Annotated in this window: 18 protein-coding genes; 3 read left to right on the plus strand and 15 right to left on the minus strand. The window is 65.1% G+C overall.

Annotated features, from left to right (window positions below; all coding sequences use genetic code 11):
• Window positions 1-2 precede the first annotated feature (2 nt).
• The 4 genes from AB4Y75_RS11685 to AB4Y75_RS11700 all read right to left on the minus strand — a co-directional run bounded on the left by AB4Y75_RS11685 (window position 3) and on the right by AB4Y75_RS11700 (window position 4,275).
• Window positions 3-932 (minus strand): ABC transporter permease, encoded by a 930-nt coding sequence (locus tag AB4Y75_RS11685; protein WP_441436052.1) that lies wholly within the window; start codon window positions 930-932, stop codon window positions 3-5.
• Window positions 929-1,903: an ABC transporter permease gene (locus AB4Y75_RS11690; RefSeq protein WP_441436053.1), complete on the minus strand. Its 975-nt coding sequence runs from the start codon at window positions 1,901-1,903 to the stop codon at window positions 929-931. The genes AB4Y75_RS11685 and AB4Y75_RS11690 overlap by 4 nt, the downstream gene beginning before the upstream one ends.
• A 37-nt stretch (window positions 1,904-1,940) precedes the next feature.
• Window positions 1,941-3,656: an ABC transporter substrate-binding protein gene (locus AB4Y75_RS11695; RefSeq protein ID WP_441436054.1), complete on the minus strand. Its 1,716-nt coding sequence runs from the start codon at window positions 3,654-3,656 to the stop codon at window positions 1,941-1,943.
• Between the two features lie 211 nt (window positions 3,657-3,867).
• A complete protein-coding gene (locus AB4Y75_RS11700) occupies window positions 3,868-4,275 on the minus strand; it encodes a MerR family transcriptional regulator (protein ID WP_441436055.1) in 408 nt (135 codons plus the stop codon).
• On the opposite strand from AB4Y75_RS11700, the gene AB4Y75_RS11705 reads away from it, so the two are divergent.
• Window positions 4,274-4,849, plus strand: coding sequence for an RBBP9/YdeN family alpha/beta hydrolase (locus tag AB4Y75_RS11705; protein ID WP_441436056.1), 576 nt, complete (start codon window positions 4,274-4,276; stop codon window positions 4,847-4,849). The two genes, AB4Y75_RS11700 and AB4Y75_RS11705, sit on opposite strands and share 2 nt — an antisense overlap.
• 66 nt (window positions 4,850-4,915) lie before the next feature.
• Complete coding sequence (locus AB4Y75_RS11710) at window positions 4,916-5,473, plus strand: GNAT family N-acetyltransferase (protein ID WP_441436057.1); 558 nt, start codon at window positions 4,916-4,918, stop codon at window positions 5,471-5,473.
• A gap of 32 nt (window positions 5,474-5,505) precedes the next feature.
• On the opposite strand, the gene AB4Y75_RS11715 is transcribed toward AB4Y75_RS11710, so the two are convergent.
• The 7 genes from AB4Y75_RS11715 to AB4Y75_RS11745 form a co-directional block, all read right to left on the minus strand.
• Window positions 5,506-6,345 carry a spermidine synthase gene (locus tag AB4Y75_RS11715; protein ID WP_441436058.1) on the minus strand — a complete coding sequence of 280 codons (840 nt, stop codon included), beginning with the start codon at window positions 6,343-6,345 and terminating at the stop codon, window positions 5,506-5,508.
• A 107-nt stretch (window positions 6,346-6,452) separates the two neighbouring features.
• Complete coding sequence (locus AB4Y75_RS11720) at window positions 6,453-6,743, minus strand: hypothetical protein (RefSeq protein ID WP_441436059.1); 291 nt, start codon at window positions 6,741-6,743, stop codon at window positions 6,453-6,455.
• Window positions 6,744-7,114: 371 nt separating this feature from the next.
• Window positions 7,115-7,906 (minus strand): prolipoprotein diacylglyceryl transferase, encoded by a 792-nt coding sequence (locus AB4Y75_RS11725; protein WP_441436060.1) that lies wholly within the window; start codon window positions 7,904-7,906, stop codon window positions 7,115-7,117.
• Between the two features lie 3 nt (window positions 7,907-7,909).
• Window positions 7,910-8,260 carry a hypothetical protein gene (locus tag AB4Y75_RS11730; RefSeq protein WP_441436061.1) on the minus strand — a complete coding sequence of 117 codons (351 nt, stop codon included), beginning with the start codon at window positions 8,258-8,260 and terminating at the stop codon, window positions 7,910-7,912.
• 7 nt (window positions 8,261-8,267) lie between these two features.
• A complete protein-coding gene (locus tag AB4Y75_RS11735; RefSeq protein ID WP_441436062.1) occupies window positions 8,268-9,860 on the minus strand; it encodes a radical SAM protein in 1,593 nt (530 codons plus the stop codon).
• A 68-nt stretch (window positions 9,861-9,928) separates the two neighbouring features.
• Window positions 9,929-10,606 carry an O-methyltransferase gene (locus tag AB4Y75_RS11740; RefSeq protein WP_441436063.1) on the minus strand — a complete coding sequence of 226 codons (678 nt, stop codon included), beginning with the start codon at window positions 10,604-10,606 and terminating at the stop codon, window positions 9,929-9,931.
• Window positions 10,607-10,658: 52 nt separating this feature from the next.
• On the minus strand, window positions 10,659-10,982 hold the full coding sequence (locus AB4Y75_RS11745) for a thiamine-binding protein (RefSeq protein WP_441436064.1): 324 nt from the start codon (window positions 10,980-10,982) through the stop codon (window positions 10,659-10,661).
• Window positions 10,983-11,071: 89 nt separating this feature from the next.
• On the opposite strand from AB4Y75_RS11745, the gene AB4Y75_RS11750 reads away from it, so the two are divergent.
• A complete protein-coding gene (locus tag AB4Y75_RS11750; RefSeq protein ID WP_441436065.1) occupies window positions 11,072-11,698 on the plus strand; it encodes a TetR/AcrR family transcriptional regulator in 627 nt (208 codons plus the stop codon).
• Window positions 11,699-11,989: 291 nt separating this feature from the next.
• On the opposite strand, the gene AB4Y75_RS11755 is transcribed toward AB4Y75_RS11750, so the two are convergent.
• The 4 genes from AB4Y75_RS11755 to AB4Y75_RS11770 all read right to left on the minus strand — a co-directional run bounded on the left by AB4Y75_RS11755 (window position 11,990) and on the right by AB4Y75_RS11770 (window position 23,934).
• Window positions 11,990-12,541, minus strand: a complete 552-nt coding sequence (locus AB4Y75_RS11755; RefSeq protein ID WP_441436066.1) for an RNA 2'-phosphotransferase — start codon at window positions 12,539-12,541, stop codon at window positions 11,990-11,992.
• Window positions 12,542-12,929: 388 nt separating this feature from the next.
• Window positions 12,930-18,623, minus strand: coding sequence for an RHS repeat-associated core domain-containing protein (locus AB4Y75_RS11760; RefSeq protein WP_441436067.1), 5,694 nt, complete (start codon window positions 18,621-18,623; stop codon window positions 12,930-12,932).
• Between the two features lie 545 nt (window positions 18,624-19,168).
• Window positions 19,169-22,069, minus strand: coding sequence for a LamG-like jellyroll fold domain-containing protein (locus AB4Y75_RS11765; RefSeq protein WP_441436068.1), 2,901 nt, complete (start codon window positions 22,067-22,069; stop codon window positions 19,169-19,171).
• 62 nt (window positions 22,070-22,131) lie between these two features.
• Window positions 22,132-23,934 carry a hypothetical protein gene (locus AB4Y75_RS11770; RefSeq protein WP_441436069.1) on the minus strand — a complete coding sequence of 601 codons (1,803 nt, stop codon included), beginning with the start codon at window positions 23,932-23,934 and terminating at the stop codon, window positions 22,132-22,134.
• Between the last annotated feature and the right edge of the window lie 83 nt (window positions 23,935-24,017).

Raw genomic sequence — 24,017 nt, forward strand, 5'->3', positions numbered from 1 at the left:
GGTCACCTCCCCATCCGGGGATCGAGGACGTCCCGCAGGCGGTCGCCGAGGACGTTGATCGCCGCCACCGTGATCAGGAGCGCGACGCCGGGTGGGACCCACAGCCACCAGTGCTGCTGGAAGTCGATCAGGTTGTTGGCGGCGTTGATCATGTTCCCCCACGAGGCATTGGGCGGGACGACGCCGAGGCCCAGAAAGCTCAGCGCGGACTCACTGAGGATCCCCGAGGCCGTGCTCAGGGTCGCCACCACGATGAGGAGCGGCATCACGTTCGGAAGGAGATGACGGAACTGGCGCGAAGCGGCGCTCAGACCAAGGACCTCCGCCGCCCGCATGTACGGGGCTTCGCGCAGGGACAGCACCTGGCCGCGGATCAGGCGGGCCAGCGAAGGCCAGCCGATCACGCTGAGCAGGATCATCACGATGTAGATCCGCGACTCGGGCGCGACCTTCAGCTCCGAGAGCACGGCCGCCATCACGATGAGCAGCGGCAGGCCCGGAATGGACATGAGAAGGTCCGCGAACCGCATGATGAGCGTGTCGACGATGCCGCCGTAGTACCCCGCCACGAGGCCGAGCACGGCGCCGAGGATCAGGGACAGCAGCATCGAGGCGACCCCGATCGTGAGCGAGATCCGCCCCGCGAGCATGAGCCTCGTCAGGACGTCCCGCCCGTACTCATCGGTGCCCAGCCAGTGGTTTGACGCCGGGGCGTGCTCGGCGATGCGCAGGTTGATCTCCTCCCCGGTGTACCCGGTGAGGAGCGGCCCCAGGAAACTGAAGAGCAGCATGAAGACGAGCAGGCCGATGCTGATGCTCGCGGCCGGGATCCGCAGCAGGCGGCGGAGCTCCGTCGCGCTCCTGCTCGAGGGCGGGCCTTCAGCCGAAAGCCCTGCGCCTCTGGTCGAAAGCTCTGTGTCGATGTGGCTCATGCCGCCCTCCTCGACCCGAGAAGCCGCACCCGGGGGTCGGCCACGGCGTAGAGCACGTCGGCCAGGAAGCTGCCCAGGATCGTGAGGAACGCCAGGAGCATGGTGACGGTCATGAGCACCGCGTAGTCGCGCGTCTGCACCGATTCGAGCTGGATCCGCCCGACGCCGGGCCAGTTGAAGATCTGTTCCGTGATGATGGCCCCGGAGAACAGGGCCGGAAGCTCGAAGGCCAGGAGCGTGATCGCGGGCAGCAGGGCATTGCGCAGCGCATGGGAGAACACCACCGTGCGCTCCCGCAAGCCCTTCGCCCGGGCGGTGCGGATGAAGTCCGCGTGCAGCGCTTCCAGCATCCCGCTGCGGAAGTAACGGGTGAGCGCACCGGCGCCAAGGAAGGTGAGGATGCCCACCGGGAGCACCATGTGCCGGGCGATCTCCAGGAACTGCGCGAAGCCGTCGGAGGAACTCGCGGTGTCGAGCATGCCACCCGTCGGCAGCCACCGGAGATCGACCGCGAAGACCTTGATCGCGAGCAGACCGATGAAGAACGACGGCACCGACAGGGAGGCGAACAGTCCCGCGGTGACGAGCCGGTCGAACCAGGAGTACTGCCGGGTCGCCGAGAGCACGCCACACACCAGCGCGATCGCCCAGGTCAGCACGAATCCTGCGAAGGCGATCACGAAGGAGTTGCCGATCAGCGGCCCGAGGAGTTCCGTCACCGGGCGGTTGTAGACCAGGGAGTACCCGAACTCACCGCGCAGCATGTTGCCCAGCCAGATGAAGTACCGCACCGGCACGGGCTGATCCAGCCCGTTCAGGGCGCGGAGCTCGGCCTTGCGCTGCGGCGTGAGCTGACGATTCGAGCTGAAGTAGTCGCCCGGCATGAGGGCGAAGAGGAAGAACACCAGGACGGAGACACCGAGAAGCAGCAGTGCCATCAGTCCCAGCCTCTTGAGGACGTAGCGGGTCATGGGAACCGTTCGTATCGGGTGACGGACGACGCCGGGGCTAGCCCGCGATCTTCAGCTTCGCCAGGGCGAGGGCCGCTTCGTCGCTGCCGGTCGTGTACAGCTCGCCATTCTGGATCCGGGCGTTCCACGCCGACAGGGACTTGCGGTAGTCGAGCAGGATGATCGGCGGGTCCTGGCTGAGCTTCTGGTACAGCTCCGTGTAGATCTTCTGCCGGGCCGCCCGGTCGAAGGTCGAGACGCCCTTCTTGATCAAGGCGGTCACCTGCGGGTTGGAGTACCCGGTGACGTTGATCGCGGGGTCGGTGGTCCCGAACTCGGACACGGCGTCGTTGGGGTCGCTCAGGCCGTTGCTGCGGAAGCCTGCGAGGTCGTAGTCCCCGTTGTTGAGGCGGTCGAACGCGGTGTTCGAGTCGAGCACCTCCGGCACGAAGTCGATTCCGAGGTCCTTGTAGTCCTTCTTCGCGATCGGGATCACCGGGTCGTCCTGCTTGGTGGTGATGTAGGACAGGGTGAGCTTCTTCCCGTCCTTCTCACGCGTGCCGCCGGCCTGGGCCTTCCAGCCGGCCTCATCGAGCAGCTGCCCCGCCTTCTTCGCGTCAAAGCCGTAGGAGGTCACGCCGTCGTTCGTGTAGGACCATTGGGTCGGGGCCGCGAAGACGTCTGCCACCTGTCCCAGTCCCTTGAACTTGGCGTCCACGATCTGCTGCCGGTCCAGGCCGTAGTACAGCGCCTGGCGGACCTTGGTGTCGGCCAGCGCGGGCTTCTTGTTGTTCACCCAGATGGCGCCGTAGTCGGAGACGACCCGGGCGCGGATGTTGGCGAAGCCGAGCCCTTGCAGTTCCTTGAGGGTCGCCGGGTCACTGCCGAAGCCGCCGTGGTCGATGTCGCCGTTCTGGAAGTTCTGCAGAGCAGAGTCGCTGGAGACCACCTTGAAGATCACCCGCGCGATGGAGGGCTTGCCGTGGTAGTAGTGCTCATTGGCCCGGTACCGGATCTCCTGGCCCTCCACGTACTGTTCCAGGGCATAGGGGCCGGCGCCCAGGGGCTTGGAGTAGAGGCTCTTGAGGTAGTCGAGCTTTCCCTTGACGTAGCCCTTGCCGTAGTAGGCCTTCGAGATCACCGGACCGCCGAGGGTGCGCAGGGCCAGCGGATTGGGCTTCTGGGTGACGATGCGGATCGTCGAGGGGTCCACCACCGTGATGCCGGAGAGTGAGTTCGCCGAACCGGTGCGGAACTCCTTGGTGCCGGCGATGACGATGTCGGAGAAGTCCACGCCACCGGCGTAGGCGGGGTCGTTGAGCAGGGTCAGCGTGAACGCGACGTCCTCAGCCGTGAGGGGCGAGCCGTCGCTGAAGGTCAGCCCCTTGCGCAGGTGGAAGGTGTAGCTGAGATCGTCGGAGGACACCTCCCATTTCTCGGCGAGATCCGGCACCGGCTCACCCGCGTCGTTGAACACCACGAGGGAGGCGAAGATCGGCTGCACCGCGTTCCCGTCCCAGCCGTTGTCGTAGAAACCGGGGAGGAACACGCCACCCGGCTTGCTGATGGTGGTGACGAACGAATCCTTGCGCTGCGTGGCGGCGGCCGGGCTCTTCCCCGGGTCGGAGGCCTTGTAGAACTCGTCCTTCAGCTTGCTCAGGTCCGCCTTCTCCGTGCCCGGGTCAGACTCGACGGCAGGGGCGCAGGCGCCGAGGAAAAGAGCACCTGCGAGCAGTCCCGCGATCGCTGCGACCGGCTTCTTGATGAGCGTCATTCTGAGACCCTTCTGGGGGCAGGAGGAATCCACAGGCGGAATGGTGATGTCCCTGTGAACGAATACCCGCACAGCCTAAGCAGGCCTCGGAAATCTCTGAAAGTGATGTTTCACGTGGTGAACGAATAAGAAGCCCGGTTGAAAAAGAAGTCGATATGAGAACCGTCAGGTTCATGAATCGTCACACTCGCCAGGACATTTCACCCGCCCGTCACCCGCCCGCGAGCAACCCGCTCAGCCGCTGCCGCTTGCCCCGGATCTCCCGCTCCTGAGCGGTCAGCCGCTCGGCGAGGCCATCGAGTTCAGCCCGCAGATCCGGGCACAGCTCCAGCGCGACGCCGTCCCCGCCGTCGCGCAGGCAGTCCAGATAGCGGCGGATCGTGGCCGTGCCGACGCCCGCCGCGATCATCGCCCGGATTTGTTGCACGCGCACGACGTCGGCCGCGGAGTATTCGCGGTACCCGGACCGAGTGCGGTCCGGCGTCAGGACGCCCTGCTCCTCGTAATGGCGCAGCGCCCGCGCGCTCACTCCGCTGGCCGCCGCCAGTTCACTGATCCGCATCCGGATCCCTCCCGTCTTGACCTTCACACGGGCGTGAAGGTTTAGCGTCCCTGTCATGGCATCTACGACAACGGGCCGAAGGGCTCTGATCTTCCACGGCTACGGCGCCACTCCCGAGGATCACTGGTTCGGCTGGCTGGCAAAGCGGCTGGAGGACGACGGCATTCCAGTGACCGTGCCGGCGCTCCCGGACTCTCTGGACCCGGATCCCGTGGTGTGGGAGGACGCGGTGCGGGCGGCGCTCGGAACCCCCGACGCCGGGACGATCGTCGTCGCGCACAGCCTGGGCTGCCTGACGGTGCTGCGTGCGCTGGGCTCGCTCACGGGTCCGTGGCGGCTGGGCTCGCTCGTCCTCGTGGCCGGGTTCCTCGACCCGTTGCCCGCTCTTCCGGGGCTCGACGGCTTCATCGCCGACGGCACGCCTGTGGACGGGCTGGCGGAGCACCTCGACCGTCTCGTGGTGCTCCGTTCGGACCGGGACGAGTTCGTGCCGACGGCTCACACGGACCGTCTGGCCGCCATGCTCGGCACGAAGGCACAGATCGTCGAAGGGGCCGGGCATTTCCTGGCCGACGACGGCGTCACGGAAGCCCCCGCGATCCTCAACGCCGTCCGCTCCACCCGGGACTGAGTCGCACCGAACCGGGCGAGGCCTCGACAGGCCCGGGACGGGACGCCCCGGCCTACGATGAGACCCATGCAGCCCTTGGGACCGGCCCCGTGGCCACCGCCGCCGATCACCACCGAGCGACTGACCCTGCGCGTCTCGGAAGCACGGGACCGCCCGGGCCTCATCGACTTGTTCGCTTCGCCGGAAGTCGGGACCTACACCGGTGGGGCGAGGCCCCGGGAGGAGCTCGAGGCCTCAGTGCCGGAGATCCCCGGGCGGCGCGAGGGTTTCTTCGTGGTCGAACGGGAGGGCGAGTTCCTGGGGATGGTGACCTTCGACCGACGTGACGCGGAGCATCCCGGCCACGTCCGTCCGGAGGGGAACGAGGCCCAGCTCGGGTACCTGTTCCTGCCGAGCGCCTGGGGCCGGGGCTACGCCACCGAAGCTTGCACGGCCGCTCTCGGCTGGTTCGGCACGGCGTTCCCGGGCGAACCGGTCGTCCTGCCCACGCAGACCGCCAACGAGGCCTCGCTGCGCCTCGCGCAACGGCTCGGTTTCCGCGAGGTCGAGGTGTTCGAAGAGTACGGCGCCGAGCAGTGGTTCGGCGTCTGGACCGGCGAGGGCGCCGGCTCCCCCGCCCTCTGAACCGCTACCCGGTGGCCCTGCCAAAAGCTGGACTACGACGACGGCGCGTCGTGCCGGACGGTGGCGTCGCGCGCGAACTCGCGCACCCGCGCGTCGTCCAGGTACTGAGCGGGCACGCCACCACCCAGCAGGGTCCGGACCATGGACGCCGAGCCGGGGAAGGCCGTGAAGCTGCCCGCGATGATCACGTTGCCGAAGCGCCGGCCCTTGAGCATGGGGGCGTCCGCGACGATCGCCAGGTGTGGGAAGACCGAGGCGATGGTGGCGGCCTCCTCACGGGCTGCTTTCAGGTCCGGCGCCGAACCGCAGTTCACCAGGTACACGCCGTCCGGACCGAGCACCCGCGCGGCGTGCTCGGTGAACTCCCGGCTGGTCAGCGTGGGCGGGGTGACTCCCTGCGCGAACACGTCGCGGATCACCACATCCCGGCTGGCGGGGCTGAGGGTTTCGGTGACGGCCCGGGCCTCCCCGACCCGGATGCGGAGGAACGGGGCCCGCGGGAGGTCGAACCAGTCGCGCACCGCGTTGGCGAGCGCGGCGTCGAGCTCCACCACCACTTGGCGGGATTCCGGGAACACGTGGTGGAAGTAGCGGGCCAGCGAGCACGCCGCCCCGCCGAGGTGCAGCAGACGGACGCGATCGCCCGTCCCAGGTGCCCAGCGGTCCTCCACCAGCGCCGCGATCCAGCGCATGTACTCGAAGCTCAGGTGGCCCGGGTCGTCGAGGTCGATGTGGGAGCTCTGCACACCGTTGAGCCGGAGGAGCCAGCCGTTCGCCAGGTCGAGGTCCCGGATCAGTTCGGCTTCCCCCTGGTCCACCGGATGGACGCCCTCCACGGGCCCCGTCGGCTGTGCCTTCTGCCCCTGTTTCATGGCCCCCAGCCTAGTACGCGAGGGGTCCCCGGCTGAGCGAAGCGAGGTTGGGGCGCGTACTGGGCGCTAGTACGCGAGGGGTCCCGCCCGGCGGATCAGCTTGCCGTTCAGCCGACCGAGCCGCTGACCAAGGCCGTGCAGGGTCCCACCACGACGATCCAGAAGATACACACCATGATCAGGATCCCCGCGCCGAAGCGCCGCCAGCGATCCTGGAACATCAGGATCACCCCGAGCACCAGCGCGAGGACCGAAGGGATGTTGAGGACCAGGAAGTTGTTGCTCACCCCCGAGAGGACCAGCGCCAGCACGAACGCGGCGAAGATCGCGGCACAGCCCACCCCCAGACCGCCCGGAATCCCTCCGCCGGCCGGCTTCTCCGGCAGGAGTTGAGGCATGCCGCCTGAATAGACGGGCGGATGAATGCCCGACGGCGGCTGCCCTGGACCGGGCCCGTACGGCTGCGGGCCGGGCGGATACGGCTGCGCGCCAGGATACGGCTGCGCGGGGCCGGGAGATGCCTGGCCGGGGAACTGCGCTCCCGGGTACTGGGGCGCGCCGGGAAACTGCGCCGGCCCCGGATACTGCGGCGGACCAGGCTGAGGCCCACCCGCCGGGCCTCCACCCTGCCCGGGAGCGTAACCCGGCGGAGGTCCCGCCGGTCCGGGGCGCGGGGTGCTCTGTCCCCCCGGGTACTGTCCCTCAGAGCCCTGTCCGCCCTGCCGTTGCCCGCCCGGACCCTGCCCGTCGGGGGTTCCCTGATCCTCGCTCATACGGCCTCCTTGATCCGGTGTGCGGAGTAATTGCCCTTGCGCGCCTCCCAGGCCACGCGGGCCAGCAGCAGAGGGATGGTGATCGCAAGGAAGAGCTGCGGCCGGCTCAGGCCCAGCCACGCGACGTCGTTGGCGCGGACGAACTCCACGAAGAAGCGGAAGATCGCATACGCGCCCAGGTACAGCGTGAAGGTGGAGCCCGGCGCCATGTCCCGGTGGCGGAGCCAGCACCAGAGGATCACGAAGGCCGTCGCGTGGAACAGGATCTCGTAGACGAAGCTCGGGTGCAGCGGGACACCTGCCGGGGCGTTGAGGCGTGCCGCGGCGTCCGGGGCGAGGACGATCCCCCACGGGCCACCCGTGGGGCTGCCGGGGTCCTCGGTGAACAGACAGCCGAAGCGGCCCACCGCCATGCCGAGCGCCAGCGCCGGGGCGAACAGGTCCCCCGTGCGGATCCTGTACCTCATGATCTTCTTGGCCACATGAGCGCCCAGCCAGGCGCCCACCAGGCCGCTCAGTATGGAGGCGTTGCCATGCGCCAGCTGCTCCACCAGGCTCAGATTCCTATTCGGGTCCAGGTGTTGCGCCCAGGTGCCCAGGCGCATGAACACGGCCCCACCGGCCAGGGCGCCGAGAACCACGTAGATGATCCGGTCCTCGTCGAATCCCCGCCGTTTGGCTTCGGAGAAGAACACGGCCAGCGCGGCGAAGACCCCCAGCGCCACGAACACCGAATGGGTGTCCAGCGCGGGCCCGAATCCCAGAAGGTCGTGCAGAGTGGGGAACACGGCTCAACCCCCCGCGCCGAAGCCCGGGATCAGCCGGAGCACCCAGAGAACCAATGCCGCGAGCGCGGCCAGCGCCACCAGGGACAGATATCCGATCACCACGCGGGTGTCCCCCAGCTTGCACTTGGACCGCAGCAGGCCGCCACGGCGTGCCTTGACGTACCCGGCGATCCCGACCAGCGCGAACACCAGCACCACCACGGGGCCGAGGACCCAGGCGAGCAGCGCGATCGTGGTGAACACGCACAGACGCAACGGGTCATAGGGCGGCGCGGGACGGCCCACCGAGTCGTCGAAACGGTTCAGATGATCGAAAGCCCCTGCCCGGCCGTTCCCCTCGCGGCTGCCGTCCACGGGGTCCTCAGCCCTTCACCGTGACGGGCAGTTCGCGGCGTCCCGTGGCCGTCGAGATCCGGGACTTCGCCAGCGGCGCCCAGGCCTGCACAGCGCAGAACGGTGCGCACTGATGACCCCCGCTCTCCTGATTTACGGTGGCGACGTGCACGCAGCACTGGGTGAGGCGCTCTTCGATCATGGTGTTGATGTCCATGAACGGCTTGATCGTGACCCGGAGAACCCGATCGGCGAGCATGGCCCGCATCCTGTTGTGCTGACCCGGCAGTCGGGACGCCGCGATGGTGGCGAGAGTGCCGACGCCCAGATCGCAGTTGACGCAGATGTCCCGCCAGATATCCGACATCGAGGGGTGGGACAGCGATGACTGCTCGCTGAGCAGGTCCAGGAGGGAATTCTTGACGACGTCCCGGATGGCTTTGTTGACGTTGGAATCGGCGATGCGGTTGGCGAGCAGATCCGGGTTCAGGTCCAGGAACTCCTTGAGGCGGTCGTGCCCGATCAGAGCCACGAGCGACTTCCACTCGCCCGCGTCGTCCTTGAGGAAGTACCCCACCGAGCAGCAGTGCGGGTGGCTGCAGGGCAGGGCGGTGAGGTCCTTCCAGCTGATCTTGCCGCCGGTCTGGCCTTCGAGCCGGGACAGGACGCCCGTGTGGGTCAGGCGGCGGTTCGGGTCGATCCCCGCCGAGCGCCCGGAGCCGAACACCGGCTGGATGGTGACCCCGCCGACGTACGGGGTCGCCATGGCCCGTTCGATCACGGCGCCGATCTCGCCGTCGTTCACGCCGAGCGCAGCCGTCATGGTCAGCGTGGTGAACACGCCCGCTGCAGAGAGGCGCTCGACGGCGCGCTGCTTGAAGCGCCGGATGTCCGCGCCACGGTGGAAGGCGGAGGCCTCGGCCGATTCGCCGTCGTACTGGAGATAGATCTCCACCCGCTGGCGATGCTTGCGCAGGGTTTCCACGAACTCGTCGTCCTGCGCGATCCGCAGACCGTTGGAGTTGATCAGGATACGGACGATCGGGCGGGCGACCAGGTGCTCCAGGAGCTGCTCCAGCCAGGGGTAGAGCGTCGGCTCGCCGCCGCTGAGCATGAGGACGTCGATCCGCCCGTTCTCGCGTTCCAGCCGTGCGTCCACGGACGCCAGCACTTCGGCGAGGGGCGCGACGGCGGACGCGGCCGGTCCGGATTCGGCGAAACAGGTGGGGCAGCGGAGATTGCAGTGGTCCGTGATGTCCTCCAGCAGGATGCAGGTGTGCTGGGTCTGCATCTCCGGGAGGCCGTCCTCGTAGGCGGAGGGCACGGGTTTGAAGTTGCCGGTCCGGTCCGGAGCGTGGACCTTGGTGGGCGCGGTCCACTGTTCCAGGTAGCTCAGAAGCTCAGCGGATTCGTCGTAGAGGGTGCTCACCAGGCCGTGCTCCTGACAGCCGCGCTCCAGCCAGACCTCGCCGTCGCGAACGGCCAGCCAGCCGGAAAGCCGTTGCACCTCGGACAGCGGCTGGTCCGGCTTCTCCTCATGGCATTTCGGGCAGAACGCGTTCACATAACGATGGATGCGATAGTCCCGCAGCGGCATCCCCTGGCCGGCCTTCTGAGTCATGGCGCAAGCCTAGCCGCGAGGGGTGACGCTATTCAATTAATCCATCGTATTGGATTAATGGGCCCGTCCTACCTGACGACGGCCAGCGCGAAGCCGTCCCACCCCTTGGAGCCGACCGTCTGGATGACCGTGGCGTCGAAGCGCGGATCATCACCGAGGAGTTCGAGCGAATCCCGGATCCCAGGGGCGTTCACCGGATCCATCTCAGGGTGCAGCGGGGCGCCTTCCCAGACCGTGTTGTCGAGGACCACCACGGTGCCGGGACGGCCCAGCCGCGCCGCCCAGTCCAGGTAGTGGGAGTTGTTCTGCTTGTCCGCGTCGATGAACACCAGATCGAACGGTTCCCCGCCCTCCAGCGTGGGCAGGACGTCCAGCGCGGCACCCACCTTGATGTCCACGCGGGCGCCGACGCCGGCGTCGTCGAGGTTCTTGCGCGCGACGGCGGCATGCGCGGCTTCATACTCGATGGTCACCAGACTCCCGTCCTCCGGGAGTCCACGGGCCATGAAGAGCGTGCTGAACCCGGCCAGCGTGCCGATCTCAAGAACCCGGCGGGCTCCACGGATGCGGACCAGAAGCTCCAGGAGCCTGCCGGAGTTCGGGGCGACCTCGATGGGCGGCATGCCCGCGTCCTTCGCCGTGCGGATGGCCTGGTCAAGGGCTTCATCCGGGTGAACCACGGTGCTGGAGATCCATTCCTCCATGGCCACCCACTCGGGCTGGGATCGGTGCTCGAATGCGCTCATGAGGCCATGCTAGGCACGTCGCCCGGCCGGCCGGTAGGGGGCGTGAGGAGGTTCACGAGAGGTCGTCGAGGGCCTTTTCGAGCCGTTCCACTTTGCCGCTCAGTTCGCCGGTGTAACCCGGACGGATGTCGGCCTTGAGCACCAGCGAGACGCGGGTGCCGTACTCGGCCACGGCGAAGGTCGCGCGCTTGACCACGTCCATGACCTCGTCCCATTCGCCTTCGATCTCGGTGAACATGGAACTGGTGTGATTCGGGAGACCGGATTCGCGGACCACCTTGACCGCGGCGGCCACGGCGTCATGGACGGAGGCGTCGCTGGGGGCTTCGGAACCCGGAGCGGCACCGGACGGGGCGACGGAGAATGCGACGATCATGGGGCGGCCTTTCGTCGGGATCGTGTCATGAAAGCGGAGGGTGGGACCACTTCCGCCCCTAGTGTGCCACGGCTGGCTATGCTGAGCAGATGGAATACCGCCAGGGGGGCAAACCGCTGCGTGCAGACGCGGCACGGAACGTTGAGAAGATCATCGCGGCCGCCCGCGAGTGTTTCCATGAGCGCGGCCCCGAGGTTCCTCTGCAGCTCATCGCGGAGACCGCCAAGGTGGGTCCGGCGACGCTGTTCCGCAACTTCGCGGACAAGGAGGCGCTGGTGCTCGCGGTGATATCGCGGCAGCTGAGGGCACATGTGGATCCCGTGGTGGTCGAGGCCCTGGTGGAGCCGAATGCCGGCGACGCCCTCATGCGGGTCATCGAGGCGATCGTGCAAGTGGCCGCGGAGGAGTCGACGCTGCTGGACGCGCTCGTGGGACGCCGTGGCGTCCTGACCACCATCAGCGGCAACATCATCGACGCCCTGGGCATGCTGCTCGGCCGCGCTCAGCGACAGGGCACCATCCGCCGGGACGTGTCCCAGGAGGATGTCATCCGGATCGTCGCCATGCTGATCGGCTCGGTGGACACGATCGAACGCGGCACCACCGCGTGGCGCCGCCCGGTCGCCCTCATCGAGGACTCCCTGCGCCCCGCCGCAGCGACCCGCGAACTTCCGCCCCAGACCCCGGTGCCGAGCGTCGCACTGCCGCTGGGTTAAGTGATCGAGGGACGGAGCGAGAAATGCCGATGAGGACGGGCACGAATTCGAACCCTCGCTTAGGCAAGCCCCACTGAGGATGTCATCTTCTAGACTGCATGCTGTGAGCGTCCCACCGATCCAGACATGCCTGCTACGGCGCAATCAGATTTTTCACGTCCTGCAGCCTCAATTTAGTTTGCCAAAATGCGATCTACAGGAAATGGCATACGATCCAACTCACCGGCTCCGGGTTGCTTCAAACAGAGGCGACCGACAGCAACCATCCCGTCGATCGGAGTTATCCTTACATCAATCGGCAGTAGCAATAAATCTCGGAGAGATTCCTCTCGCAAGCCAAGTCGAATCGCCCGCCTCAAAGAACTCCACACCTTCCGAGTTCGCGGCCGCAGCATCGATAACAATAATCATTGGCGCGGAGGTCTTTCTGCGCCCTACTTGGCGCGCAACGTCGCGATCAGATGCTAGATGAACATACTGGCGTCCCATGGGCAGGATGCCTCGAAGCAAGATTGATGCTAAATTTTCGGGCACAGTCCCATGAAAGAGGATATCGGGCGGGGCCACAGACTTTCTTGACACGCTCACTGGGATCGAGTGGCCATAAAGAGCCCTGATCCGACCTCCATCGATTTCATGTCTTCGCTTTGGCGCGGAAACAACGATCTGCACCAACCTGTCGCGATCTATCGCGCCCCATCCACCCCCCTTTTGACGCAGAGCACTAATCAGCTGCTCTATATCAGCCCACCCTGACTCGTCCAGCTCGAGTCCATATGACAACGGGGAGTGGCGAAGAGCCAACGAAAGTTCGCGGCTTATAGCAGAGTCCTGCAATCCCACTACGCCAACGTCTCTTCGAGCTGGTCCGCGGTCTCGGCGGCGACTTCATAAGCACCCGCCGAATCTACAAAAATCAAGAAATGTCGAATCGGCCAACGCCAGTCTTGATCGGCCGGTTGAGACTCCCGGAGTTCCGCCACCCAATTTGAATCCATAACCTCCACAAGGGCATCATAAGCGCCCTCACTGTGCCAAGCGGTGCAGTGAGATTCCGCACGGTACCGGTACGCTCTAACTCGAGCGAATCGGAATCCTCCTACATACAAAGAACCATTGCGACTATACGTGCACCGGAGCTCCGCTTCACCTCCTGGGTGACTGAACACAGCATCTTCGGTATAGTCGTACGGCGGCAAGGCCGCGACTAGGCGTTTGACACCTCGGCTGTTCATGGAAGGTCAATTCCTTCGCTGGTCAACTTGTTCCTCCTGAGCTGGTCGGACAATCGTTGCTCAAACGCTGCTTGGCCAGTTCGATCCACTAGACGCCAATCCGACCTAGGGATCCCTGCACGGTTCAACGCTTGGGCTGAGCGGGTATTCAAGATCAGTGTATTACCGTCTCTTACGATAACATCAATCGGCACATCATCCGGCGACAGGCTCTTCGATTTTAAATCACTCGCCACACTATCAATGGTTCGACCTGCAAAAGCTCCTTCTTTGCTGAACTTCTCGCTGAAGGTCTTCTGGGCAAACCTAGCGTTACCAATATTTGGCTTTATCCTCTTAGTTAAGGAGAGCACGAGTTTTGGGTTGGCGGCCCGCATTCCCGCTTTCAACGCCTTACCGCCGACCGGTATGCCGCCCAGGACTGCTCCACCAAGCCCTCTGGCCCAAGCTCCCCCAACATCGTTCGGGTTTTCATTCAAGTTGTCTGCAACGCTGCCCACTGCGTACAGAACTGTGACCGCCGCACATAGACCATTGGGGGTATTGCATGCGAGATCTTGAGCCCATGAAAGGACTTCGGTCGCATTGTGAACGAAAGACTTCGCAGCTTGTGCGGCGGCTTCCTTTACAGGATTCGCGGTTGGAAGGTTTCCGATCGTCGCGGCTCCCGTGTACCGCCAGTAGGGATTGCTCGTGCCGTAGTAGTAGTTTCCAGGGCCGCCCGGGGCGACCGTCAGGGTTCCGTACTGGGCTTGCTCCCACTTCGTGCCATAGTCCTTGATTGGGCCGTTCGTGTGATTGATAGGCACGTTGGGACGCGACTCGTATCCATTGCACACATCGCACAGGAATAGACCGCTAGGATCCGAAAAATTGACCGGATCGGCTCCCGAATACATGTAGGGGCTGAAGAGTCGCTGTGTAGACTTATCCAGGACGGGGTCCGGCGCAGTGAACGCCCCCAGCGACGGGTCGAGTTCTCGGGCGCCCACCTGAACGAGCTTGGACTGCGAGTCGGCCAGCTTGCTGATGTAGCCGTTGACGGCGCCGAACCCGGCAGGGTTGGCGGCATTGCTTCCCACACCGCGAGCGCCGGCTGGCGCTGCTGCGAAAGCGGCGTTGGCCACGGCCGATTGGGTCGGGCCACGGGCCAGACCGTACGGATCAGTGAACCTGACAACAGCGGTGGTCCCCGCAGTCGCCGTCGTCGGCAGGACCATCGTCTGGCCGGTGTTCACCCGATCGCTGAGGATGACAGTCAGCTGGGAAACTCCGGATTTGGCTGTGCGCTCGGCGACTGCCTTTCCGGCGAAGCTGTACGACCGCGTTGCGGTGACAGCACCGGCCGTCGTGGCATGCGCCGTCGTCATTCCCAGAGTGAACGTCGTTCCAGTCCCGTCGGTGATTCCGATGAGGTCTCCACCGGCGGTGTAGAACCGCTGAGTGTCACCTGTCGCCGTCGACGCGGGAGGGTTGCCCGAAGCACTGTTCGGGTTGGGGTTACCAGACAGCGTGGTGCTGCCTGACGTGCCGGCGAGCTTGCCGTCCGCCGTGTAATTCAGCGTCTGCCCGGCCCTCGTGGTCATCCGTCCCGCAGCGTCCCATCCGAACGATGCGGAAGACGCAGTCCCCGTGGCAGGGGTGCTCGTCATCCCGGAAAGACGGTGGCTGGTTCCCTGATAGCTATAAGCCTCAGTGGACGCCAGGGCACCGGTGGGACCGAAGCGCTTGACCTGGGCACGATCTCCACCTGCCGTGTACGTGTAGGTCTGGGCGTAGGCCGCCAGTCCTCCGAGGCCCGTGACAGAGGTGGCGCTGGATGCCGGGGCTGCACCGCAGGCGGCGGTGGGGCTCCAGGCAGCAGCCAGACGATCCGCGTAGTCATAGGCGAAGCACTGATTGTCGACCGGCTTATTGGTCCGAGCGGACCACGACTGATTCCGGTTGGTGATCTTCCCCGCGGCGTCGTACTTGTAGCTCGTCTTGCCGAGGTCGGCAATCACGCCCTTGGACTTGTTGTCACTCCGGACAGCGACGACTCGCTGCGTGGTCGCGTCATAGTCGAAGTAGGTGGCAGTGGTGCCGACGGTGGGGTTGGTCGAATAGACCGAGTTCTTGTCCCACTGCTGGAAGGATCCCAACCAGCCCAGGTTGTTGTAGGCACCGTTCGTGACAATGTTGTCGCCGAGATTGCTTTCGAGGGCGATCGGCCGATCGGCGCTGTCGTAGGACGACGTCAGGGTCTCCGCCGCCAGACCTCCCAGGGCCGGAATGCTCTGGGTGTTCGGAAGACCATTCTGCCGGTAGCTTGCGGTCGTGGTGTAGGTTCCGGCGAAGGTTCCCAGCCCAGACGGAACGGTTACGGTGGACGTTCCCGGCTGGTTACTGGCGTTGTAGTTCGCGTAGGTGGAGATGACGGCCTGATCGTAGTTCGCCCCGTTGTACCGGGTTTCGGAACTGAGCTGCCCCTTTTTCTCGGTGTCGTAACTCCGGGTGACGAGGGTCTTCTCCGTTCCCCCACTGACCGTCACGGTCGTTTTGATTGATCGGTCCAACGCGTCGTACTCGTTCTTCGTGACCGTGCCGAGAGCGTCAGTGGACGTGGCCAGTCGACCGCTCGCATCGTAGCTCAGCGAACTCGCGCCGGCATCCGGATCGGTGGCGGAGACCTGGCGCCCCGCGGCGTCGTAAGTCCAGCTCCACGTGTTGCCGGCGACGTCCTTCATCGCGGTCATCTGTCCGAGCGTGTCGAAGGTGTACGTGCTGGTGTCCTTCGCCGACGCCGTGGTCGGGCCCCGGAACAGGACGTTCGCCACAGCGTTGCCGTTGAGGTCCGTCACGCTCTGCTGCGCAGATGAAGCAGCCGTGCCTCCCGGAGGAGTAGGGCCGGTGCTGGTGACCGTATCAGTCCCCGCGTACGCCAGCGTGGTGGTCCACAGGGTCTGGTTGTCATTGGCCACGTCCGAGGTCGCTGTGACACGCCCTGCGGCATCATAGGCATAGGTGGTGGAGGACGGGACCGCGATGGTGGGGATGAACAACGTCCCCGACGGGGCATTCGTCATGTAGTACTCGTGGACGCTCTTGGCGAGATCTCCGGCACTGTTGTAGTACGTGTCCGTGGCGATCGTGCCACCGATCGGCGAAGCCGTCTGCGACTGACGGGCACGGCCCAGCCCATCGAAGATCGCATACCCGCTGACGATCCCACCCGAGTTGTTGACTCGGTCGGTCTTGATGGACGACGGCGCCGTCTGCGACACCGCGTAGGTGATGGCGAGCGACGGCGTGGGGTAGTTCGCTTTGGGGCGAAGTGCGTCCCACTGCTTGACCAGGCGTCCGGAGGAATCATATTCGCTGGTGGACACGTTGCCGTTGACATCCGTGGCGGTGAGGGCCGAGCCGCGGGAGGCATCGAACGTCTGGCTCGACGTCCACCCCAAGGGATTGGTGGAGGTCACCGTCGTCGGGAGGCCCGTGGCGGGACTGTAGGTCGTGGCAGTGACCCGGTCGGTCCCGGTGGTAGGATCGGTCGAGCTGATGGCCCGGCCGAGCGAGTCATAGCCGATGGTGTCGCCCGTGAGCCACGTCGACACCGACCCACCGTTGGTCTCGGTCGCCGTGTCGGTACGGGTCACCTGGCCCTTGGTTGGAGCCTGATACCCGTTGCTCCCTGGATCAGCGGAGGCCGAGGAGTCGTACAGCGTACGCGACGCGGTCAGAATATCCCCGGTGCTGGTGCCGCCGGAGCACTCACCCTTTCGCGTGGTCTGAGTGGCGGGCAGCCCCAGGAGATTCGCGCCTGTGTTGTCCGCAAACACCGTCAGCTGGCACGAGGCATCCGTGCCACCGGTCTGCGCGGTGTTGCTCGTGGCCGTGACACGGCCGTAACCGTCGTGGGTCAGGGTCGTGGTCCGGGACCTGGCCCCATTGATGGGAGCCGCCGTCTGACCGGACGCCTGGACCGTCTTCTGGGTGGCAACCCCGATGTGGCGAGCAGTTGCCGAACCCAGCGCTGCGGTCGACGTCGCCGTCGGCGACGAGGCCCAGGGGACGGTGATGGAGCTGGACAGGCGCGTTGTGGTGTCACCGAGGAAACTCTGAGTCTCCACCTGCATGCCCGTCAGCCACGGCGAATCCGTGATGGCGGTGCCATCCGTGGTGGTCACCGTGGACGTTCTGGTGCCGCCACTTGAATCGGACGGGGTGCCGTCCAGTCCTCTCAGATACGTGGTGATCGACGTGGGATTCGCCGTACCCGAGTTATTGCCCTTGATGGTCTTCACCTGAGCCCACCCGGCCGCCACGGACCAGGTCATGTCCGTGCCGCCCTTACCCGTCACGTATTTCTGCTCGGGGTACTTCCAGGCGGGGGTGCCGATGTACTGATACCGCGTGAGCATGTCGACTCCGCCACCCGGGCCCGCGGCGATGCCGATGGCTGCCACCGGGTAGATGTGGAAGTAATCGGTACGGGCAGTCTCAGGAATCGGAGTGGTCGGAGCCCACCGCTGCGGGAAACAGCGCTTGTTATTGGTCTCAGGAGACGCGGGCAGATTCGTCGGCGTGCATTCCGCCGCGAGGTAGCTTACAGACACCACGCCACCGGTGGGCAGTTTGATTCCGGAGATGCGGTAACGGTCCAGGGGCGCCTGGCCATCCACTACCCACACCCTGTTCTGCAGCGTCTGGCCGGAGAACACCACAGCGGGATCGGTCACAGCTGTGCGGCCCGACGTCGTATCCGCGGCGGTGTGCGTGACGGAGCCCAGCCAGAGGGCGGGCTTGGTCCCGTCGCCCGGGTCCGGGAACGTGTGTGCCAGAGTCCAGGTGTCGATGTTCTGGTAAGCGGAGCCCACCAGCGTCTTCGTGGTAATGGTCTGCAAGCGCTGGTCTGAGTAGAACGTGGGCGACTGCATCTCACACGTTCCCGAGGCGGTGCACGAGTACGTCGCGGGAATGTCGCTGCCCTTGCTGCAATCCGTCCCGGTGCAGCGTCCGGTGTAGCTGAAAACGTACTGCAACGGGGCCGCGTTGGCCTCGAGCTCGTCACCGGAGCGCATCCCGTAGTCGACCCTGATCGGGCGGGAGGACCGCACATAGGACAACCGTGCTCCGGTGCCCTTCTGAGAGGCGTAGAAGTTGGAGTCCTGCGCGTAGTAGACCGCCTGGGAATTGCCGTGGACATCCACGACGTAGTCGAGGTTCCACGCAGCCGCCTGCTGACAGAGGGAGGCGCCGAAGGATCCTGCAGCGCACGGTTGGCTGGAGTTCGCCGCACCCACGGGGACCGTGTCGACCGAGTTGGTCGTCGCAGATCCGCTGGTCCATCCGGGAAGCTTGTTGCGTCCGAAGAAATACTGGGTGCCCGCGGTGTCGGTCAGTTTCCAGTACCCGCCGTCGTAGGAACCGTTCTGGCCCGATCCGGTGAGGTACTCGATCTTGGTGTTGTCATCGTTCTCAAGCTTGAAAACGCCCGACGCGGCGTCCTTGATGATTTTCCCGGAACGTCCGCCGAACGCGATGGAGAACGACTGTCCGCCCTTGTTTCCGCAGAGGTCGTAGGAATCGGCGACGTCCTGGTCCAGGCACGAACCGAACTTCTGCCGGATCGAACCCAGTCCCGCGAGAACCCACCCGTCTCCGATCGTGCTGGCCTGGTTGTTGGTGGCCGCCGTCAATCCATCCACGCGAGAGGAATCGTACGACAGGGACAGCGACGGTGATCCGCCGGCTGGCGCTTCGCGGCCCGGCAAGGGATACGACCATGTGAACCCACCCGTCTGGGACGTGGATCCCCACTGGGAGGCACCGGTTCCGGGGAGGGCGGAGAAGTCACCCGCGCCTTTGTCATTGGTCGGCGATGCCACGGTCCGGGGCTGGACGGCGGTGGCTTTCCGCCCGGACTGGGAGAACGACGCCGGCACGACCGTCATCGTGGATTGCCCACCCTGAGCGATCGGAACAGAAACCTGCTCTGTCCCTGCCACGCGGCCTCGTCGGTCGTGCGTCTGCGGTGCGCCCGAGAGGAAGGGCAGCCCCTTCGATTCCCCGCTCGGAGCCCACGGCACCGCCGACACTGCCGGCAGGTCCTGGGCTTTCAACTGCTCTTGAGGCGACTCGCCAGTATCCGGGAGGGAGTACAGTCCCGCACCTGCGAGAAGTACTGCCGCCACCGAGGAAGCGGCGAGCGCGCCTTTCAGACCCTTCAATGTCCTCGCGGGGAATCTTCTGCTCATCTCATCAGCCCTTGTTCGCCGTTGTCGTTGAAGCTGCTCGTCAGATTCTTGATCTGTTCAGCCGTGAGGATTCCCTGGGCCAGTACAGGTCGGTAGACCGAACCGATGAACTGGTCCTGAGCGGATGTCGAAAGATACCCGAGCCGAACCGGCTGCGCTGCCGAGGAGGCAAGGAACCGGGTCTGAGCTGTTGCGGTGATCCACGTCGTCACCTGCCCGCCGCTGGTCACGGTGATCCGCAATTGCTGGTTCAGGGGGTCATAGGCGCTGACCACGTAGGCCCACTCACCGTCCTGGATACCGCCCGAAGCGTTGTTCAGGACACGGGAATCGGCCGTGGCACTGGTCCAGCCCTGCAGGCCGAACTGTGGCTTGCTCGCCGCGTCGGGCAGAATGCCCAGCCGCGCCCCAGGTCCTCCCGAAGCCGCAACCTGGGTGATCACCGATCGGGTGCCGGTTCCGCCTTGCGGCTTCACCCACGCCGCTGCCGTAAAGGCTTTGGACGTGTCGACGGCGCCGCTTGCAACGTCGCCTCTGTCCCCCGCCGCTGCGAACTGGAGCACTTTACCGCTCCGCTGGTCTGCCGTATCGGGACAGAGGGCCACATTCGGCGAACCGGAGTTGCACACCGCTTGTTCAGCCCAGGCGGCTCCACCGGAGACGGCCACGGGCTGCAGGTCATGGGGCAATGGCGCCTGAGCCCCCGTCGACAGCGTGTATGTGGTGGCACTGGTGCTCTCTTTGAGGAGATTGACGTTGCCGGCGGTGTCGACCGCCCACGCACTGATCACCGTGTTCTGATCGATTGGACTGACGTCAATCGTGGCCTTGTTCGATGTGGCACAGACGGAAACGAAGGGGCCGCTTCGGGTGTTGCATGCCATCGTGACCGGGTGCGACGTCACCTGCCCGTCCTTGGTCACGGCGTAAATGAACTTTTCCACGCCATACTCGCCACCGTCACCGAGGGTGAACGAGACAGTGTCCTGCCCTGGAACAGCCGACGTAGAGCCTTGGTTCGGACCCGTCGACGTCACCGGGAAACCCCCGGACGGGGTGATGGTGGGCGACTTAGGTGGAGTCGTGTCCACGTAGAAGATGAAGGTCATAGTCCCGGAGCTGTAGCCCTGGGCATCTGTCGCGGTGGCCGACAACACGTATCGACCGTCGGGGAGCGACCCTCCCTGCCACGTGAAAAAGGTTCCGATCGTCGGAGACCCGGGTGCCGACGTCCCCGAGAACATTAGTGCCCCATTCGCGGCTTGGGTGACTTTCATGGACACCGTGATGTTGCCTCCGGCAGCCCCATCGGGGTCGCCCGAGCGAACCTTGTAGAACGGCGCAGAGAACCTCGTGACGTACCGCGAACCCGTCGCATACGGATCTCCGTCCCAGAGGCCACCGTCAATCGTGTAGATGGTGGGCGTGGTCGGCGGAGTGTCGTACGTGACGGTCAACGTTGCGGCATTGCTGAACCGCTTCCAGCCCAGGGAATCAGTCTCGTCATCCGCCTTGAGGCCCACCGACCACTGTGCATCCGTGGACAACGCGCTCTTGGCCGCGCCCATGTCGAAACCAACAGTTCCTGCGGGGCATGACGCTGAATTGCCCTTGGCGACATTCACCGTGCTGAACTTCGTTCCCCAGGTCGGCTGAGAGTTCCACGTGGTGCCCGATCCGACCGTCGTCGTCGCGTAAGCACTGACCGGACGCGCCGTGCACGACGGCGACCACACTTCAGTCGTGTTCATGACGGCCTTGATGATCTTCTTGCCCGCCAGGGCAGAGGTCGTGAACTGGTAGTGGCCACGCGTCACATGAGAGGCGCCGTAAGTGTAATCCCACTCCGGAGGCAGATACCCGACGTGGACGCTGCCGTCCGAACCTCCGCCGCCATTCCAGTACGACATGGTGGGCCAGAAAGAGTCTACGTAGGTGTAACCGTCACGGTTGGTGGTCCAGTCCGGATCCACGAAGACAGGGAATGTCAGCTTCTTTGCCGCCAGAATGCCACTCATCCCCAGCTTCTGCACCTGCTGGTCGCCCTCAGCGCCCAGGCTCAGGCTCAGCGGATACATCAGCCCCGGCCCGCCGGGACCTGAAGCGGACGAGTCCTTCCAGGAGGAATCCCACCACTGACCCTCGGCAGTCTCCAGCGCCGCCTTGCCCTCAGCGGTCACCGCCACTAGGCCCTTGCCATCACCGCGGTCCTTGACCGTGGCACCATCGGCGTGAAGGAAAAACCTCATCTGCGCAACTCGCGGGTCCTTCAAAGCCTCCCGCGTCTTCACCTTCAGCACCTGCGAAACACCAGTGGGCCGTGCCAGCTGCACAAGGTCGACACCCGGCAAGACCTCGGAGTACGTCGCGGTTTCACCTTCGACGGTCGGCTCCGGCAAAGCGCCGAAGGGCCACTTCTGGGTCACTGCGGCTCCACGGTGATCGCCCACGTAGGCCATCACATCGGAGCCGCCCTTTGCCAGCGACACGTCAGCGTAGACGTGTTCCGGTACGAGCCGCGTCTGCCCATCACGATTGACAGACTTGAGGTCGGTGTCGATCTGGTGCCACGTCGTGCCTTCTTTGACCCGGACCGGCTCGGAGGAGATCTCGGACTTCACCGTCCCATCAGGCTGGGCGGTCGTCACCGATGACTCGGTCGTGAGCGAATCCACCACGACAGGAGCACCCGATGACGTGGCTTCTTTGACGGCGGCAGACTCCTCTTTTCCTAGCGACGGTGACTCTGCCGCGACCTGGGTGGGCGCCGCCGATGCTTCGCTCGTGCCAGGTGACGGCGCATCTTCCGCATACGCAGGCGTCATCCCTGCGGAAAGACAGGCGGCGACGATGGCCGCCGACATCATGCGGAAGCGACGGCTTTTCAGTGATCCCACGCTGTGCTCCTCAAGCTCAAGGTGGTTCCGGTGGTTCCGGAAGGAGATGGATGGTGGGTTGTTCAGGGGGTCGTGTCGACGGTGAAAGCGAAGGACATGATGCCCGATCGATAGCCCTGCACATCGGTGGCGTAAGCCTCCAGGACGTAATCGCCGTCCGCCAGAGTGCCGCCTTGCCAGGTGAAGATCGTGCCGTCAGCCGGCGAACCCGGAGCCGTCGCGCCCGAAGACCTGACCGCTCCGGTCACGCGATCCTTGACCGTCATGGTCACGGTGATGTCACCGCCCGGAGCTCCGTCCGGGTCGCTCGCCCTGACCTTGTAGGACGGGGTTGGGACGGCAGTGACATATCGGGAGCCCTGCGCGAACGGCTGCCCGTCCCAGAAGCCCCCATCGATCGTGAAGATGGTGGGTGTAATCGGTGGCGTGTCATAGGTGACAACCAGGGTCGCTGTATTGCTGAACCGCTTCCATCCCAGCGGGTCGCTCTCGTTGTCGGCCTTCAGCCCGACGGACCATTGCGATGTCGTGGACAGCTGAGATGTGGCGGCCCCCATGTCGAAAGCCACTGAACCGGCCGGGCAGGAGGCAGAGTATCCCTTGGCGACGTTCTGGGTGTTCACCTTCTGGACGAAGGCGGGCTGCGCGTTCCAGGTGGTGCCGGGCCCGACAGAGCCCGTCACATAGGCGCTCACTGGACGCGCTGTGCACGTCGGCGACCAGGTCTCCGTGGCGTTCAGCTTGGCGGAGATGATCTTCTTCCCGGCGAGCGCCGAGGTGTTGAACTGGTAGAAACCTCGTGTCACGTGAGAGGCACCATAGGTGTAATCCCATGCCGGGGGGAGATACCCGACATGGACCGTGCCGTCAGCACCGCCGCCGCCGTTCCAATACGAGACCGTGGGCGTAAAGGAGTCGACATAGGTGTAGCCGGAGCGACTCGTGCTCCAATCCGGATCCACGAAGACAGGGAACGTCAGCTTCTTCGCCGACAGAATGCCGCTCATGCCTAGCTTCTGTACCTGCTGATCGCCCTCAGTGCTGAGACTGAGGCCCAGCGGATTCCGCAACCCCGGTCCACCGGGGCCCGACGCCGTCGAACCTTCCCAGGAAGAGTCCCACCATTGACCTTCGGCGGTCTCGAGCGCCGCCTTGCCTTCAGCGGTCACCGCCACAAGACCCTTGCCATCACCGCGGTCCTTCACGGTGGCGCCTTCGGCGTGAAGGAAAAACCTCATCTGCGCAACTCGCGGGTCCTTCAAAGCCGCTCGCGTCTTCACCTTCAGCACCTGGGCTACACCGGTGGGGCTCACGATCTGGACCAGATCCACATCAGGAAGGACTGAACGATATGTTGCGGTGTCTCCCTGGACGAGAGGCTCCGGGAGGGCGCCGAAGGGCCATTTCTGAGTGACGGCGGCTCCCTTCCGGTCACCGACGTAGGACATGACATCCGAACCGCCCTGGGCGATGGCGATGTCCGCCAGAGCGTTCCGGGGAACCAACCGGCGTTCCCCGCTTGCTGCCGTAGACCTGAGCGTCGTATCGACCGGACGCCACCCGTCGGCGCCCTTCACACGAACAGGTCGCGAATCAAGCTGGGCTCGGAAAGTGCCGTCCGGAAGCGCGACAGTACGCGAAGTCTCAGTGGTCAGAGAGTCGACTTCAACTGCTGAACCGGATGCTTTCGCCTTGCGCGCAGCCAGCTCGGTGGCGCTCGGCGCATCGGCCCCAGCGTCAGGGCTTTTCGCTTGAACAGCGCCCGCTCCCACCACCAGGACGAGCGGAAGGCCGAGGCCTGCGATGAAAAAAGAGACAGCACGATGTAGCGGCTTTCGCCGGAAAGTCCCCAATATGATCCCCATGAAGTTGTGCGAGTGGCAGGCTTCAGGCCCTCCTCTGAAGCCACTGATGACTGAACCATATGACGAGAGTCACGAGGTGGCAA

The sequence above is a fragment of the Arthrobacter sp. RAF14 genome (genome assembly GCF_052114185.1).
Lineage (GTDB): Bacteria > Actinomycetota > Actinomycetes > Actinomycetales > Micrococcaceae > Arthrobacter_E.